Here is a 14,700-nt window from a genome sequence, read left to right as displayed (position 1 = left end):
GGACGGGACGTGCGGCTCCGGGGCGCACCCCGAGGGTTGCGACGGGCCTCAGGCCGCGACGACGACCGGGATGATCATCGGCCGGCGGCGCAGGCGGTTGGACACCCAGCGCCCCACGACGCGGCGGACGACCTGCTGCAGCTGGTGCGTGTCGACGGCCCCGGTGCGGGTGGCGTCCTCGAGCGCGGCGACCACGTCGGGGAGGATGCCCTGGAACACCGCGTCGTCCTCGGCGAACCCGCGCGCGTGGATCTGCGGCTGGGTGAGGACCTTGCCGTCCGTCGAGCTGACCACGGCGAAGATCGAGATGAAGCCCTCGTCGCCGAGGATGCGGCGGTCCTTGAGGTCGGCCTCGGTGATCTCGCCGACGCTGGAGCCGTCGACGAACACGTACCCGCAGGGCACCGCGCCGACGACGCTCGCCCGACCGTCGACCAGGTCGACGACCACGCCGTCCTCGGCGAGCACCACGCGGTCGGCCGGGACGCCCGACTTCACCGCGAGCGCCCCGTTGGCGACCAGGTGCCGGACCTCGCCGTGCACCGGCATGACGTTGCGCGGCTTGAGGATGTTGTAGCAGTACAGGAGCTCGCCGGCGCTGGCGTGGCCGGAGACGTGCACCTTGGCGTTGCCCCCGTGCACGACGCGCGCGCCGAGCCGGGTCAGGCCGTTGATGACCCGGTAGACGGCGTTCTCGTTGCCCGGGATCAGCGACGACGCGAGGATGACCGTGTCGCCGATGCCGACCGAGATCTTGTGGTCGTTGTTCGCGATCCGGGACAGCGCCGCCATCGGCTCGCCCTGGGAGCCGGTGCACATGAGCACCAGCTCGTCGTCGCGGATGTCGCCGAGGCGCTTCGCGTCGACCAGCACGCCCTCGGGCACCTTGAGGTAGCCGAGCTCGGCCGCGATGGTCATGTTGCGGATCATCGACCGGCCGACCAGCGCGACCTTGCGCTCGTGCGCGGCGGCGGCGTCGAGGACCTGCTGCACGCGGTGCACGTGCGAGGAGAACGAGGCGACGACGATCTTGCGGGCGGACGTGGCGAACACGCCGTCCAGCACCGGCCCGATCTCGCGCTCGGGGGTGACGAAGCCCGGGACCTCGGCGTTGGTGGAGTCGACCATGAACAGGTCGACGCCCTGCTCGCCCAGGCGGGCGAACGCGCGCAGGTCGGTGATCCGGCCGTCGAGCGGCAGCTGGTCCATCTTGAAGTCGCCGGTGTGCAGCACGGTGCCCGCGGGCGTCGTGACCGCGACGGCCAGCGCGTCCGGGATGGAGTGGTTGACCGCGACGAACTCCAGCGAGAACGGGCCGACCTTCTCGGTCTCCCCCTCCTTGACCGCGTGGGTCAGGGGGGTGATCCGGTGCTCCTTGAGCTTCGCCTCGACGAACGCGAGCGTGAGCTGCGAGCCGATCAGCGGGATGTCCTTGCGCAGACGCAGCAGGTACGGCACCGCGCCGATGTGGTCCTCGTGCCCGTGGGTGAGGACGACCGCGTCGATGTCGTCGAGCCGGTCGGCGATGTAGTCGAAGTCCGGCAGGATCAGGTCGACGCCGGGCTGGTGGTCCTCGGGGAACAGGACGCCGCAGTCGATGATGAGCAGGCGGCCGTCGTACTCGAGGACGGCCATGTTGCGACCGACCTCGCCGAGGCCGCCGAGGGCCACGATGCGCAGGGCGCCCTCGGGCAGGGCGGGCGGCAGGGCGAGGTCGGGGTGCGGGTGGGACATGCTTCTCCTGTACTAGGCGGCGAGGACGCCGTCGAGGCCCGCGGCGCGCAGTCCTGCGCGCACGGCCTCCACGTCCTCGTCGGGTGCGGCCACGTTCGGCAGCCGCAGGTGGCGGGACGGGATGAGGCCGAGGGACCAGACCGCGGCCTTCGCGGCCACCGCCTGGAACCCCTGGCCGTTCAACGCGTCGATCGCCGGTGCGATCGACAAGAAGATCTGGAGCGCGCGGGCGTGGTCCCCCGCGTCGTGGGCCGCGGTGATCGCGGCGAGCTGCGGGCCGGCCACGTGGCCGACGACGCTGACGATGCCGGCCGCGCCGTGGGCGAGGAACGGCAGGTAGAGCGAGTCGTCGCCGCTGTACCAGGCGAGCCCGGTCCGGGCCGCGGCCTGCGCGGCGGCGTACAGGTCGCCGGTGGCGTCCTTCATCGCGACGACGCGGTCGTGGGCGGCGAGCGCGTCGAGCGTCGCGGGCGCGAACCGGACGCCGGTGCGACCGGGCACGTCGTAGAGCATCACCGGCAGCGGCGTGGAGTCGGCGACGGCGGTCACGTGCCGCACGACGCCCTCCTGCGAGGGCCGGGAGTAGTAGGGGCTCACGACGAGCAGCCCGTCGGCGCCGGCCTCGGCGGCCTGCTCGGCCATCCGCACGGCGTGCAGGGTGTCGTTGGAGCCGGCCCCGGCGACGACCGCCGCCCGGTCCCCCACCGCCGCGACGACCGCGCGGATCAGCTCGGCCTTCTCGGGGGCGTGCGTCGTGGGCGACTCGCCGGTGGTGCCGTTCAGCACCAGGCCGTCGTGCCCGTGGTCCACCAGGTGCGTCGCGAGCGCCACCGCGGCGTCGAGGTCGACCGCGCCGTCCTCGCCCATCGGCGTGACCATCGCGGTGAGCACCGCGCCGAACGGGCGCGACGAGGTGGCGGGGAGCATGGGGCCACGGTACCGCCCCGGCTGCGTCGACGGCGCACCCGGTCCACGCCCGCGACGCGCCACGCACCCCGCCCGACGCGCCACGCACCACGCACCACGCACCGCGCCGAGACAGGGCCTGCGCGCCGAGACAGGTCGCCTGGGCGACCTGTCTCGGCGCCGGAGTCCTGTCTCGGCGCGGGTGGAGCGGGTGGAACGGGTGGGTCAGGCCGCGCGGGCGGCGAGCCAGCCGGCCAGGCGGTCGGGGCGGTCGGTGATGACCGCGTCGACGCCGAGCTGCACGGCCGCCGCCCACTGCTCGGGCTCGTTGAGCGTCCACACCTGGACCTGGAGCCCGGCGGCGTGCAGCCGGTCGACCAGGTCGGGGTGCGTGACCAGCAGGGGCCCGTAGGGGTTGCAGGTCATGACGCCGAGCTCCGCGCAGGTCGCGACGAGGGCGTCGAGGCCGTCCGGCACCTCGAAGACCAGCAGCCCGCGGCGCAGGTCGGGGTCGGCCTCGGCCAGTGCCGTGACGCTCTGCGGCCAGAAGCTCTGCCCGATCACCCGGTCCGCCAGGCCCGCCGCGCGGATCGCGGCGGTGACGGGCCGGACCTGCTCGGTGGTCCAGGCGCCCTTGAGCTCCAGCAGCAGGTCGATCCCCGGGCGCCGGACCATGAGGTCCAGGACCTCGCCGAACGTCGGCACCCGCTGCCCGGCGTACGCCGGGGCGAACCAGGAGCCGGCGTCGAGCGCCCGCAGCGCCTCGAGCGTCATCTCGGTGACGACGCCCTGCCCGTCGGTGGTGGCCTCGACGGTGTCGTCGTGGATCACCACCACGTGGCCGTCGGCCGTGGGCTGGATGTCGATCTCGATGCTGCCCGCGCCGGACCGCCAGGCGGCCTCGAACGCGGCGAGCGTGTTCTGCGGTGCCACCGCGGAGCTGCCGCGGTGAGCGACGACGACGGGGACGGTCACAGGTACGGCTCGACGTTCTCGCGGTAGGCCGTCTCGATCTGCGGCGTGATGCCGCCGAACGCCTCGGCCGGGTCGGTGCCCTCGAGGACGATCTGCTCGATCGCGTCGGTCAGCAGCGCGTCGGCGCCCGGGACGAACACGCGGATGTAGTCCTGGGGGCGGGCCTTCTCGGCGAGCTGGTCCACTGCCGTGCGGAACTGGGGGTAGGTCTCGTACACGGACTTCATGGTGTCGGACTCGACGGCCGAGGTGCGCACGGGCATGTAGCCGGTCGCCTGCGAGAAGGTCGCGGTGTTCTCGGTGTTCGTGAGGAACTCCAGGAACATCGCCGACGCCAGCTGCTCCTCCGGGGTGCTGGACGAGGAGATCGCCAGGCCGGTGCCGCCGGTCGGGGTGCCGCCGCCCGCGGGGCCGTCGGGCAGGAACGCGGTGCCGACCTCGAACTGCGCCGCGTCGAGCGCGCCCTTCAGCGAGCCGGTGGAGCCGATGGTCGACGCGATCAGGCCCGCCGAGAAGTCGGCCATCGAGTCGTCGGCCGAGACCGTGGCGATGGCGTCGTCCCCGTGGAACAGGCCGCGCAGGAACTCCCCGCCCGCGAGCGCCTCGTCGGAGTCGAGCGTGACGTCGAACTCGTCGGAGTACTGGCCGCCGGCGCCCCAGATCATGTTCTCGAACCACCAGGCGGACCAGGAGGTGCCCAGGCTGAGGCCGAACGGCGAGCCCTCGGCGGGGACCTGCGCCTCGAGGGCGGTGCTCCACTCCTGGAGCTGCTCCCAGGTCTCGGGGCCCTGGTCGGGCAGCCCGGCGGCCTGCCACATCGTCTTGTTGTAGTAGAACAGCGGCGTCGAGCGCGCGTACGGCGCGGCCCAGTGCCGGCCGTCGTACTCGTAGTCGCCGTAGAGGCCGGGCTGGAGGTCCTCGGCGTCGGCGTCCAGGTACTCGAAGACGTCGTCCAGCGGCATGATCTGGTCGTTCAGGTGGTACCGGAACCACCAGACGTCGGACGCGATGACCAGGTCGGGCTTCTCGTCGGTCTGCGAGGACGCCTGGAACCGCTGGGCGACCTCGTCGTAGTTGGCGCCCGCGGTCACGAGGTTGACCTTGATGTCGGGGTTCTCGGCCTCGAACGCGGCGATGAGCTGCTCCTCCACGGCCTGCGACTGGCCGGGGTGGTTGCTCCACCAGGTGATCTCCGAGGCGGGCTCGACCTGCGACCAGTCGGTCGCCTCGGCCTGCTCGGTCTCCGAGGTCTCGGCGCCGACGCTCGGGCCGCCGCAGGCGGTGAGGGCGAGGGTGGCGCCGGCGACGGCAGCGGCGAGGGCGGTGGTACCGCGGCGACGCCTCTGGGAGTGGGACACGGTGGTGCTCCTTCGGGGGTGGGCACCCGGGTGGGTGCGCGGTGACGGGCGTGCGGGGGCACGACCGCCGGGGCGGCCGGCGGACCGGCCACGTCTTCGGGGGGGTGGTGCGGGCGCGGGTCAGCCGGTGACGGCGCCCGCGGTGAGGCCGGCGACGAGCCGGCGCTGCAGGACCAGGAAGACCACGAGGATCGGCAGGGTCACGACGACCGTGGCGGCGAGCAGCACGCCCCAGTTGGTCAGGCCGTCGATGTTCTGCAGCAGGGTCAGCCCGATGGGCAGCGTCATCTTGTCGGGGCGGTCGATGACGAGGAACGGCCAGAGGTAGTCGTTCCACTCGGTGACGACGGACACGAGGGTGACCGCCGCGATGGTGGGCGCGCTCATCGGCACGACGAACCGCCACAGCCGGCGCCAGTGCCCGGCACCGTCCAGCTCCGCCGCCTCGAGGATCGACGTCGGCAGCGTCAGGAAGTGCTGCCGGAACAGGAACGTGCCGAACGCGCTGGCCAGGCCCGGCACGAGGATGCCCTGGTAGGTGTTCAGCCAGCCGAGGTCGGCCACCAGGGTGTAGTTCGGGATGATCGTGACCTGCGGCGGGATCATCAGCGTCGCGATGACCAGCCCGAACACGACCTTCTTGAACGGGATCTCCAGGAACACCAGCGCGTAGGCGCAGGTGAGGCCGAGCGCGACCTTCAGGCCCGCGCCGACGACGGTCAGGCCGACGCTGTTCGCGAGCAGCCGGCCCAGCGGCACGGTGTCGGCCGCCTGGGCGTAGTTGTCCAGGCTCGGGGCGCCGGGCAGCCACCGGAGCGGGAGCTGGTAGAGCTCGGCCGGCGTCTTGAGGCTGGCGAGCAGCATCCAGACCAGCGGGGCGCCGAGCACGACGGTCGCCAGGATCATCGTCAGGTAGCTGACGACGTGCGGGCGCTGCGCGCGGCCCGGTCGGGAGGACGCGCTCGTCGGCCGGACCTGCGCGGCGGGCGGCGCCGCGGGCGGGGCCTGCTCCGCGGTGCGCGGGCGCTTGGGGGTCAGGACGCTCATGCGTAGTGCACCTTCCGCTGGACGAACCGCATCTGCACCGCGGTGACGGCCAGCAGCACGAGGAACAGGACCGTGGCGACGGCGGAGGCGTAGCCCGCGCGGCCGTTGACGAAGCTCTCCTGGTACACGGAGTACATGAGCGTCGTGGTGGACCCGAGCGGCCCGCCCTGGGTCATCGCCTTGATGATGTCGAAGGACTGCAGCGACGCGAGCATCATCGTGATGAGCAGGAAGAACGACGTCGGCGTGAGCAGCGGCAGCGTGATCGACCGCAGGGTCCGGTAGCCGGAGGCCCCGTCGAGGGCGGCGGCGTCCTTGAGGTCCTGCGGGACGGACTGCAGACCGGCCAGGTAGATCAGGGCGACGTAGCCGAGGTTCTTCCACAGGTAGACCACGATCACCATGACCAGCGGCCAGGGGCGCTGGGTGTACCACTGGGGCGAGGACGCCCCGACCCAGCTCAGCACCTCGCGCATCAGGCCGTAGCGCGGGTCGAAGATGAACAGCCAGAGGATGCCGACCGCGAACCCGGACAGCACGTAGGGCGCGAACGCGACGGTCCGCGCGAACCCGCGGCCGCGCAGCTTCTGGTTGAGCAGCACCGCCAGGCCGAGGCCCAGCACCATCGCCCCGCCGACCGTGGCGACCGTGAACACGACCGTCGTCGTCACGATCCGCCCGGTGCCCGGCGCGGTGAACAGCTCGATGTAGTTGCCCAGGCCGATCTGCCGGGCGACGGGCGAGCCGAGGTTCCACTGGAGGGTGGACAGGTAGAACGACTCGAGCAGCGGCCGGTAGACGAACACCAGCAGCAGGGCCACGTTCGGCCCGGCCAGCAGGAGGAACCACAGCAGGGCCGACCGGCGGCGGCGCTGCTCCAGGGGGCTCCGTCGCCGGACGGTCGCGCGCGGGGGCGCGGCCGCCGGAGGCGGGGCGAGGACGTCGGCAGTGGTCACGGGGAGGGATCCGCTTCGGTGGAGGGGGCAGGTGCACGGCCCGCTTCGTCGCGGCCCGGACCACTCTGCGTGGCCCCGCGACCCGGATCGAGCCGTTCGCGACGATGTTCCGCGGGCCTTCCCGGACCGTTCACCCGGGGTTGGCGCCGTCCACCCGCAGGTCGACGGCAGGTCGACGTCGGGTCGGACGCTGGTCGAGTCCGCGCGGCCGGGCAGCGCCCCCGTACCCTCGTCGCGTGCGCTCCCCCACCCCCGACCCGGCCGTCCGCGCGGCCGTCCGGACGGCCGTGTCCGTGTCGCTCGCGACCGGGCTGTACGGCGTCTCGTTCGGGGCCCTGTCGGTCGCCGCGGGCCTCGACCTGCCGCAGACGATGGCCCTGAGCCTGCTGATGTTCAGCGGCGGCTCGCAGTTCGCCGCCGTCGGCGTGCTGGGCGCCGGGGGCGGCCTCGGCGCGGTCGTCGCCACCGCCGGTCTGCTCGGCGCCCGCAACGGGCTGTACGGCGTGCAGATGGCGCCGCTGCTCGGGGCGCACGGCTGGCGGCGGCTGCTGGCCGCGCACCTGACGATCGACGAGTCCACCGCCGTCGGCACCGCGCAGCCCTCGCGGGCCGCGTCGCGGGCGGGGTTCTGGTGGACGGGTGCCGGGGTGTTCGTGTGCTGGAACGCCTGCACGCTGCTGGGTGCGCTGCTCGGGGACGCGCTCGGCGACCCGCGGCGGTACGGGCTGGACGCGGCGGCGGGAGCGGCGTTCCTCGCGCTGCTGTGGCCGCGGCTCGGCACCGGCGGCGGGCCGCGGACGGCCACGCGGCTGCGGGAGATCCGCACGACGCGGGTGGTGGCCGTCGCGGCGGCGGGCGTCGCGCTCGCACTCACGCCGCTGGTGCCCGCCGGGGTGCCGGTCCTCGCGGCGGCGGCGCTGGCCGTGGTGGTCGGGGCGCTGGAGCGCCCCGGCGACGACGGCGCGCCGCTCGCCGCTCCCCCGGCGGTGACCCCGTGAGCCGCCTCGGCGTGTGGGCCGCGGTGCTGGCCGCGTCCGTCGTGGTGCTGGCGACCAAGGTCGCCGGGCACGTCGTGCCGCAGCGCGTGCTCGACCGGCCGCGGGTCACCCGGACCGCCGCCCTGGTCACGGCCGCGCTGCTCGCCGCGCTCGTGGCGGTGCAGGTCGGGACGACCGGCGGCTCGCTGGTGCTGGACGCCCGGGTGGTGGCGCTGGTCGTCGCCGGGGTGGCGCTGCTGCTGCGGGCGCCGTTCGTGCTGGTGGTGCTGCTGGCCGCGGCGACGGCCGCGCTGCTGCGGCTGCTCGGGATGCCCTGACGCCCCTGGCTCCCGGCGCGCGTCAGACCGCGACGGGCGCCTTGATCGCCGGGTGGTGCTGGTAGTCCAGCACCTCGACGTCCTCGAAGGTGTAGTCGAACAGCGAGTCGGCCTGGCGCAGGCGCAGCGTCGGCAGCGGGTAGGGCTCGCGGGTCAGCTGCTCGGTGACCTGCTCCACGTGGTTGTCGTAGATGTGGCAGTCGCCGCCGGTCCAGACGAAGTCGCCGACCTCGAGGCCCACCTGCTGCGCCACCATGTGCGTGAGCAGCGCGTACGAGGCGATGTTGAACGGCACGCCCAGGAACAGGTCGGCCGACCGCTGGTAGAGCTGGCAGGACAGCTTCCCGTCGGCCACGTGGAACTGGAAGAACGCGTGGCACGGGGCCAGCGCCATCGACGGGATGTCCGCGACGTTCCACGCCGAGACGACGTGCCGGCGCGAGTCCGGGTCGGTCCGCAGCGCCTCGAGGACCTGGGCGAGCTGGTCGACCGTGCCGCCGTCGGGCGTCGGCCAGGACCGCCACTGCACGCCGTACACCGGGCCGAGCTCGCCGTCCGCGTCCGCCCACTCGTCCCAGATCTTCACGCCGTGCTCCTGGAGCCAGCGCACGTTCGAGTCGCCGCGCAGGAACCACAGCAGCTCGCCGACGACCGACCGCAGGTGCACGCGCTTGGTGGTGACCAGCGGGAAGCCCTGGGCGAGGTCGAACCGCATCTGGTGGCCGAACACGCTGCGCGTCCCGGTGCCGGTGCGGTCGCCCTTCGGGGTGCCGGTGTCGAGCACCAGCCGGAGCAGGTCCTCGTACGGGGTCGCGGGCACGGCCGGGGTCGTCATGGGCCCCATCGTAGGCAGGCGGTGCGACCCCGTGGCCGACGTGCCCCGCGCGAGCCCCGGGTCGACACTGGGCGCCATGACCTCGTCGCTGCCGCCGTACGTCGCCGCGCACACCCCGACCGGCCTGCTGGTCGACGGCACGTGGCGCGCCGCCGCGGGCCGGCGCACGTTCCCCGTGTCCGACCCCGCCACGACCGAGGTGCTGTTCGAGGTGGCGGACGCCACACCCGAGGACGGCCTCGCCGCGCTCGACGCGGCCCACCGGGCGGCACCCGCCTGGCGTGCCGCCGCACCACGCGTCCGGTCGGACCTGCTGCGCGCGCTCTACGACGCGATGGTCGCGCGCGGCGAGGACCTGGCGGCGCTGGTGACCGCCGAGGGCGGCAAGCCGCTGGCCGAGGCGCGCGCCGAGGTGCAGTACGCCGCCGAGTACGTGCGCTGGTACGCCGAGCAGGCCGTGCGCCTCGACGGGCTGACCCGGCGCGCGCCCGCGGGCACCCACCACCAGCTGGTGCTCCGCCGGCCCGTCGGCCCCGCGCTGCTCATCACGCCGTGGAACTTCCCGATCGCGATGATCACCCGCAAGGTCGCGCCGGCGCTGGCCGCCGGCTGCCCGGTCGTGATCAAGCCCGCGCAGCTCACCCCGCTGACCACGGCGTACGTCGCGGAGCTGCTGCGCGAGGAGCTGGACGCCCGCGACCTGCCCGCCGGCGTGGTCAACGTCGTGCCGACGTCGTCCTCGGGCGCGCTCGTCGGGCCGGTCCTGGCCGACCCGCGGCTGCGCAAGCTGTCGTTCACCGGGTCCACCGAGGTCGGGCGCACCCTGCTGAAGCAGGCGGCCGACGGGGTGCTGCGCACGTCGATGGAGCTCGGCGGCAACGCCCCGTTCCTGGTGTTCGACGACGCCGACCTGGACGCCGCCGTCGAGGGCGCCGTCGCCGCGAAGATGCGCAACGCCGGGCAGACCTGCGTCGCCGCGAACCGGTTCCTGGTGCAGGAGGGCGTCGCCGCGGAGTTCACCGACCGGCTGACCGCCGCGTTCGACGAGCTGGTCGTCGGCCGGGGCACCGACCCCGGCGTGACCGTCGGGCCGCTGATCGAACCGTCCGCCGTCGAACGCGTCGAGGAGGTCGTCGCCGAGGCCGCCGACGCGGGCGCCCGGGTCCGGACCGGCGGCGAGCGGCCGCCGGGGCGAGGGCACTTCTACGCCCCGACGGTCCTGGACCGGGTGCCCGAGGACGCCCGGGTCGTGCGCGAGGAGACCTTCGGCCCGGTCGCTCCCGTCGTGACGTTCGGGACCGAGGAGGACGGGCTCCGGCTCGCCAACGGCACCGAGTTCGGCCTGGTCGCGTACGCGTACACCCGGGACGTCGGCCGGGTGATGCGGCTGACCGAGGAGGTCGAGGCGGGGATGCTCGGGATCAACCGCGGCCTGGTGTCCGACGCGTCCGCGCCGTTCGGCGGCGTGAAGTCGTCGGGCCTCGGGCGGGAGGGCGGCGAGGCCGGCATCGAGGAGTACCTGGAGCCGGTCTACGTGGCATTGTGACCGGCATGTCCGTCCTCCCCGTGACCTCCGACATGTCCGTGCGCCCCGCGGTGCCCGGCGACGAGCGCGCCATCGCCGACGTCCAGCTCGCCGCGTGGCGCAGCACGCACGCCGAGGTCCTCGGCGACGCGGTCCTGGACGGCGTCGACCCCGCGCGGCTGCGGGACCAGTGGGCCGCGGCGATCACCGCTCCCCCGGGCCGCGGCTACCGGGTCCTGGTCGCGCTGCACGGCCCCCGGCTCGTGGGGTTCGCCTCGGTCGTCCCGGTCGTGGCGCCCGCGGGGTCCGGGGACGACACCCCCGGCGGGGAGGTGCTGGCCCTCGAGGTCGACCCCGGCGCCCGCCGCGTCGGGCACGGCTCCCGGCTGCTGGCCGCGGTGGTCGACCTGCTGCGGGACGAGGACGGCGCCACCAGCGTCCAGACCTGGGTGATCGACGGGGACACGGCCCGCGAGCAGTTCCTCGGCTCCGCCGGCCTCGGCGACGTCGGCGCCCGCCGCGTCCTGGGCGAGCAGGACGACCCCCGCCAGATCACCGAGCACCTCTGGGCCGCCACCCTCTGACCCCCCGCCCCCCGCCCCACCCCTCGCCACTCCCCCACCCCTCGCCGCTCCCTCACCCCTCGCCGCTCCCTCACCACTCCCAGCCCGGTGTGGATCCACCCGGCGAGACACGCCCGCGCGTGTCGACGTGGACCTTCCACACCCGCTCAGGGTGGATCCACCCGACCTGGGGTGGGACTGCGGAGTGGATCCACACGACCCCGGGGCACCGCGGGGTGGATCCACCCGAGGTCGACCGGACGGGTGACGGGGCCACCCGGGCGGGTGACCGCGGGTGAACGCGTGGCGAACTCCGGACGGCGGCGCGCGGCGAACCCTCAGGTCAGCGCGCCGCCGGGCGATCGTGACGGGCGTGCCCCCGCAGACCCGCGCGTCCGCCCCCTCCCGCGCGCCGTCCCGCGCGCCGTCCCGCGCGCCCTCCCGCGCGCCCTCCCGAGCGCCCTGGCGTCGCGCCGACCGCGGCCGGTCCCTCGCCGACCTCGTGTCCGACCCCGTGGTCGTCGCGCCGGGCGACTCCTGCGAGTCGGTGGACGTCGGGTTCCGCACGCGGTGGACCGGGTCGTCGGTGCTCGTCGCGCCCCGGGAGGAGAGCGGCCCGTACGGCATGGTCGCGCGCAAGGACTTCCTCACGACGATGACGGGACGGTACGGGTTCGGCCGGTCGCTGTGGAACCGGCGGCCCGTCGCGGAGATCGCGCGCTGGGACGTGCCGTCGGTCGCGGTCACGGCGTCGCTCACGGTGGCCGCCGAGCGGCTGGCGCTGGGCGACGGGTACTCGGACATGGTCGTCACCGACGACGCGGGCACGCCCGTGGGGATCCTCGACCCGACGACGCTGATGGAGGCGCTGGCCGCCGAGCTCGCCCACGAGGCCTCGCACGACCACCTCACCGGTGTGACGTCGCGGGCCCGGTTCGTCGACGGCCTGCGGGACCTGTGCGCGGACGCGCGGGACGGCGGCGGCGCGGTGGTGCTGGCGTTCCTCGACCTCGACCGGCTCAAGGCGGTCAACGACGGCCTGGGCCACTCGGCCGGGGACGCGCTGCTGCACTCGGTGGCGACCCGGCTCGCCGCGGCCGCCCGGCACGGCGACGTCGTGGGCCGGCTCGGCGGCGACGAGTTCGCCGTCGCCCGCCTGCTCGGCCCGCAGACGCCGGACGACACGTGGCGTGCCCGCGCCCTGGAGCTCGGCGAGGCGCTGCGCGCCGCCGTCGCCGGCCCCGACCCGCTGCTCCCCGACGCCGCGCACTCCCGGGCGAGCGTCGGGCTGGCGGTCGGCGCGGGGCCCCTGGTGGACAGCGACCAGCTGCTCCGCGAGGCGGACGTGGCGATGTACGGCGCGAAGAAGGCCGGCGGGGACCGGGTCCGGCTCGCGGGGGCCGACGCGGGACCTGCCGCCGACGACCCGGCGCGCGCGTGGCCCGGCCTGGAGGTGCACTACCAGCCGATCGCCGCGACCGCCGACGGGACCGTGCACGAGGTCGAGGCGCTGCTGCGCACCCGGGACCCCGACGGCCGGCTCGGCGGACCCGCCACCCCCCTGGACCGCGCCGCCCGGTCCGGCCGGTCGCTGGAGCTGGACCTGTGGGTGCTGGAACGCGCGTGCCGGGACCGCGCCGGCTGGCCCGCGACGCTCGGCGCCCGGGCCCCGGGTGTGGTGAACGTCAACCTGTCCCCCGCCGCGCTGGAGGAGGTGCTGCTCGCCGAGCGCGTCCTGGCGGTCCTCGACGGCACCGGCACCCCGCACGCCGCGGTCCGCCTGGAGCTGTCGGAGGCCGCGAGCGACGCGCAGATCGCCGGGGCCGAGGCGGCGCTGCGCACGTTGCGCGCCGCGGGTGTGCCGATCGCGCTCGACGACCTCGGCGGTGCGATGTCCGGGCTCCGCCAGATCGGGAGGCTGCCGGTGGACGTGGTGAAGATCGACCGCTCGGTGGTCGCCGGGATGCTGGACGACCCGTTCGACGCGCTGCTGGTCGAGGTGGTGCAGCGGATGGCGGCGGAGCACGGCATGGCCGTGGTCGCCGAGGGCGTCGAGACGCCGGAGCAGCTCGACGCGCTGCGGGCGGCGGGGATCCCGCTGGTGCAGGGGTTCGGTGTCGCGCGTCCGATGTCGGACGCCGCGCTGACCGCGTACCTCGCCGCACCGGCCTGAGACCCGCACCGGCCCGGCGACCCGCCCCGACCGGTCACGTCACGTCGGGTCGGGTCGGGTCAGTCCGCGGGCCGCCCGCGGTGCACCCGCGACGCGCGCCGCAGCGCCTCCCGCGCCCGCCGCCGGTCGCCCGCGGCGTCGTACGCGAACGCGAGCCGGTACCACGCGCCCCAGTCGCCGGGCCCCGCCGCCTCGGCCTCCGCGCGCGCGGCGTCGAACGCGACGGTCGCGGCCGCCCGGTCGATCCGGCCGCCGGGGCTGCGCGGCAGGTCGTCGACGGGCAGCTCGCCCCGTGCGGCGAGGGTGTCGGCCATCCGCTGCACGTCGACCGCCAGCAGCCACTCGCGCGCGATCAGCCCGAGCACCAGCAGCGGCAGCACCGCGAACGCCACGCCCAGGCCGATCGCGACGGGTTCGCCGGTGCCGATCAGCGCGACCGCGCGCGTCACGACCAGCCAGAGGTACAGCCCGAGCAGCGCGGTCAGCGCCAGGGCCGCGACCAGCGCGGTGCGGTTGCGGCGGGAGGCGCGCGGGGTGCCGGTCACCCCGGTCACCCCAGGTCCAGGTAGTGCTCGAGCCCGACGGTCAGGCCGGGCCGGTCACCGACCTGGCGGACCGCGTGCAGGACGCCCGGCATGAACGAGACCCGGTCGAACGAGTCGTGCCGGATGGTCAGCTGCTCACCGGCGTTGCCGAGCAGGATCTCCTCGTGCGCGACGAGCCCTCGCAGGCGGACCGCGTGCACCCGGACGCCGTCGACGTCCGCGCCGCGGGCCCCGTCGAGCGCGCTGGTCGTGGCGTCCGGCACCGGGCCGAGACCGGCCTCGCGGCGGGCCCGGGCGACCGCCTGCGCGGTGTGCCGGGCCGTGCCCGACGGCGCGTCGACCTTGTCCGGGTGGTGCAGCTCGACGACCTCGACCGACTCGAACCACCGGGCCGCGCGGGCCGCGAACGCCATCGCCAGCACCGCGCCCAGCGCGAAGTTCGGGGCGACCAGCACGCCGACGCCCGGGTGCGCGGCGAGCTCGGCCTCGACCCGGCCGAGCCGCTCGGGCGTCCAGCCGGTGGTGCCGACCACCACGTGCACGCCCTGCGCGACCAGCGACCGCACGTTCGCCTCGGTGACGTCCGGGACGGTGAAGTCCACGGCGACCCGGGCCCCGGTCGCGGCGACCGCCGCGACGTCGTCCCCGCGCTCCAGCGCGGCGACCAGCTCCAGGTCGGGCGCCGCCTCGACGGCCTCGACGACGGCCCGTCCCATCCGTCCTGCCGCGCCCAGCACGGCCACCGGTGTCACATCGCTCACGGGTGCG

At 75.0% G+C, this 14,700-nt stretch carries 14 protein-coding genes; 5 read left to right on the top strand and 9 right to left on the bottom strand.

Translation table 11 applies throughout. The features are described 5' to 3' along the window. Positions 1-48: 48 nt before the first annotated feature. The 6 genes from ACFVXN_RS03790 to ACFVXN_RS03765 all read right to left on the bottom strand — a co-directional run bounded on the left by ACFVXN_RS03790 (position 49) and on the right by ACFVXN_RS03765 (position 6,976). On the bottom strand, positions 49-1,734 hold the full coding sequence (locus ACFVXN_RS03790; RefSeq protein WP_389227465.1) for a ribonuclease J: 1,686 nt from the start codon (positions 1,732-1,734) through the stop codon (positions 49-51). Positions 1,735-1,746: 12 nt separating this feature from the next. Then, positions 1,747-2,661, bottom strand: a complete 915-nt coding sequence (gene dapA / locus ACFVXN_RS03785; RefSeq protein ID WP_389227462.1) for a 4-hydroxy-tetrahydrodipicolinate synthase — start codon at positions 2,659-2,661, stop codon at positions 1,747-1,749. A gap of 204 nt (positions 2,662-2,865) precedes the next feature. Then, positions 2,866-3,615: a glycerophosphodiester phosphodiesterase gene (locus ACFVXN_RS03780; protein WP_389227459.1), complete on the bottom strand. Its 750-nt coding sequence runs from the start codon at positions 3,613-3,615 to the stop codon at positions 2,866-2,868. Continuing rightward, positions 3,612-4,973: an ABC transporter substrate-binding protein gene (locus ACFVXN_RS03775; RefSeq protein WP_389227456.1), complete on the bottom strand. Its 1,362-nt coding sequence runs from the start codon at positions 4,971-4,973 to the stop codon at positions 3,612-3,614. The genes ACFVXN_RS03780 and ACFVXN_RS03775 overlap by 4 nt, the downstream gene beginning before the upstream one ends. A 120-nt stretch (positions 4,974-5,093) precedes the next feature. Continuing rightward, on the bottom strand, positions 5,094-6,020 hold the full coding sequence (locus tag ACFVXN_RS03770) for a carbohydrate ABC transporter permease (protein WP_389227453.1): 927 nt from the start codon (positions 6,018-6,020) through the stop codon (positions 5,094-5,096). Beyond that, on the bottom strand, positions 6,017-6,976 hold the full coding sequence (locus ACFVXN_RS03765; protein WP_389227450.1) for a carbohydrate ABC transporter permease: 960 nt from the start codon (positions 6,974-6,976) through the stop codon (positions 6,017-6,019). The genes ACFVXN_RS03770 and ACFVXN_RS03765 overlap by 4 nt, the downstream gene beginning before the upstream one ends. 236 nt (positions 6,977-7,212) lie before the next feature. On the opposite strand from ACFVXN_RS03765, the gene ACFVXN_RS03760 reads away from it, so the two are divergent. After that, positions 7,213-7,974 (top strand): AzlC family ABC transporter permease, encoded by a 762-nt coding sequence (locus ACFVXN_RS03760; protein WP_389227447.1) that lies wholly within the window; start codon positions 7,213-7,215, stop codon positions 7,972-7,974. Further along, complete coding sequence (locus ACFVXN_RS03755) at positions 7,971-8,291, top strand: AzlD domain-containing protein (protein WP_389227444.1); 321 nt, start codon at positions 7,971-7,973, stop codon at positions 8,289-8,291. The genes ACFVXN_RS03760 and ACFVXN_RS03755 overlap by 4 nt, the downstream gene beginning before the upstream one ends. Positions 8,292-8,313: 22 nt before the next feature. On the opposite strand, the gene ACFVXN_RS03750 is transcribed toward ACFVXN_RS03755, so the two are convergent. Further along, positions 8,314-9,126 carry a thymidylate synthase gene (locus ACFVXN_RS03750; RefSeq protein WP_389227441.1) on the bottom strand — a complete coding sequence of 271 codons (813 nt, stop codon included), beginning with the start codon at positions 9,124-9,126 and terminating at the stop codon, positions 8,314-8,316. 76 nt (positions 9,127-9,202) lie between these two features. Here ACFVXN_RS03750 and ACFVXN_RS03745 point away from each other — a divergent pair, with 76 nt between their 5' ends. The 3 genes from ACFVXN_RS03745 to ACFVXN_RS03735 all read left to right on the top strand — a co-directional run bounded on the left by ACFVXN_RS03745 (position 9,203) and on the right by ACFVXN_RS03735 (position 13,387). Next, positions 9,203-10,672 carry an NAD-dependent succinate-semialdehyde dehydrogenase gene (locus ACFVXN_RS03745; RefSeq protein ID WP_389227438.1) on the top strand — a complete coding sequence of 490 codons (1,470 nt, stop codon included), beginning with the start codon at positions 9,203-9,205 and terminating at the stop codon, positions 10,670-10,672. 5 nt (positions 10,673-10,677) lie between these two features. Then, positions 10,678-11,235, top strand: coding sequence for a GNAT family N-acetyltransferase (locus ACFVXN_RS03740; protein ID WP_389227435.1), 558 nt, complete (start codon positions 10,678-10,680; stop codon positions 11,233-11,235). Between the two features lie 352 nt (positions 11,236-11,587). Next, complete coding sequence (locus tag ACFVXN_RS03735; RefSeq protein ID WP_389227432.1) at positions 11,588-13,387, top strand: EAL domain-containing protein; 1,800 nt, start codon at positions 11,588-11,590, stop codon at positions 13,385-13,387. Between the two features lie 59 nt (positions 13,388-13,446). Here ACFVXN_RS03735 and ACFVXN_RS03730 read toward each other — a convergent pair whose 3' ends face one another. Continuing rightward, positions 13,447-13,932 carry a hypothetical protein gene (locus ACFVXN_RS03730; RefSeq protein ID WP_389227429.1) on the bottom strand — a complete coding sequence of 162 codons (486 nt, stop codon included), beginning with the start codon at positions 13,930-13,932 and terminating at the stop codon, positions 13,447-13,449. 5 nt (positions 13,933-13,937) lie between these two features. Continuing rightward, positions 13,938-14,693 carry a 4-hydroxy-tetrahydrodipicolinate reductase gene (gene dapB, locus ACFVXN_RS03725; RefSeq protein WP_389227426.1) on the bottom strand — a complete coding sequence of 252 codons (756 nt, stop codon included), beginning with the start codon at positions 14,691-14,693 and terminating at the stop codon, positions 13,938-13,940. Positions 14,694-14,700 lie beyond the last annotated feature (7 nt).

Origin of the sequence: Cellulomonas sp. NPDC058312 (assembly GCF_042880135.1) — a bacterium.
Lineage (GTDB): Bacteria > Actinomycetota > Actinomycetes > Actinomycetales > Cellulomonadaceae > Cellulomonas.
This window is presented reverse-complemented; position numbering and strand designations above follow the sequence as displayed.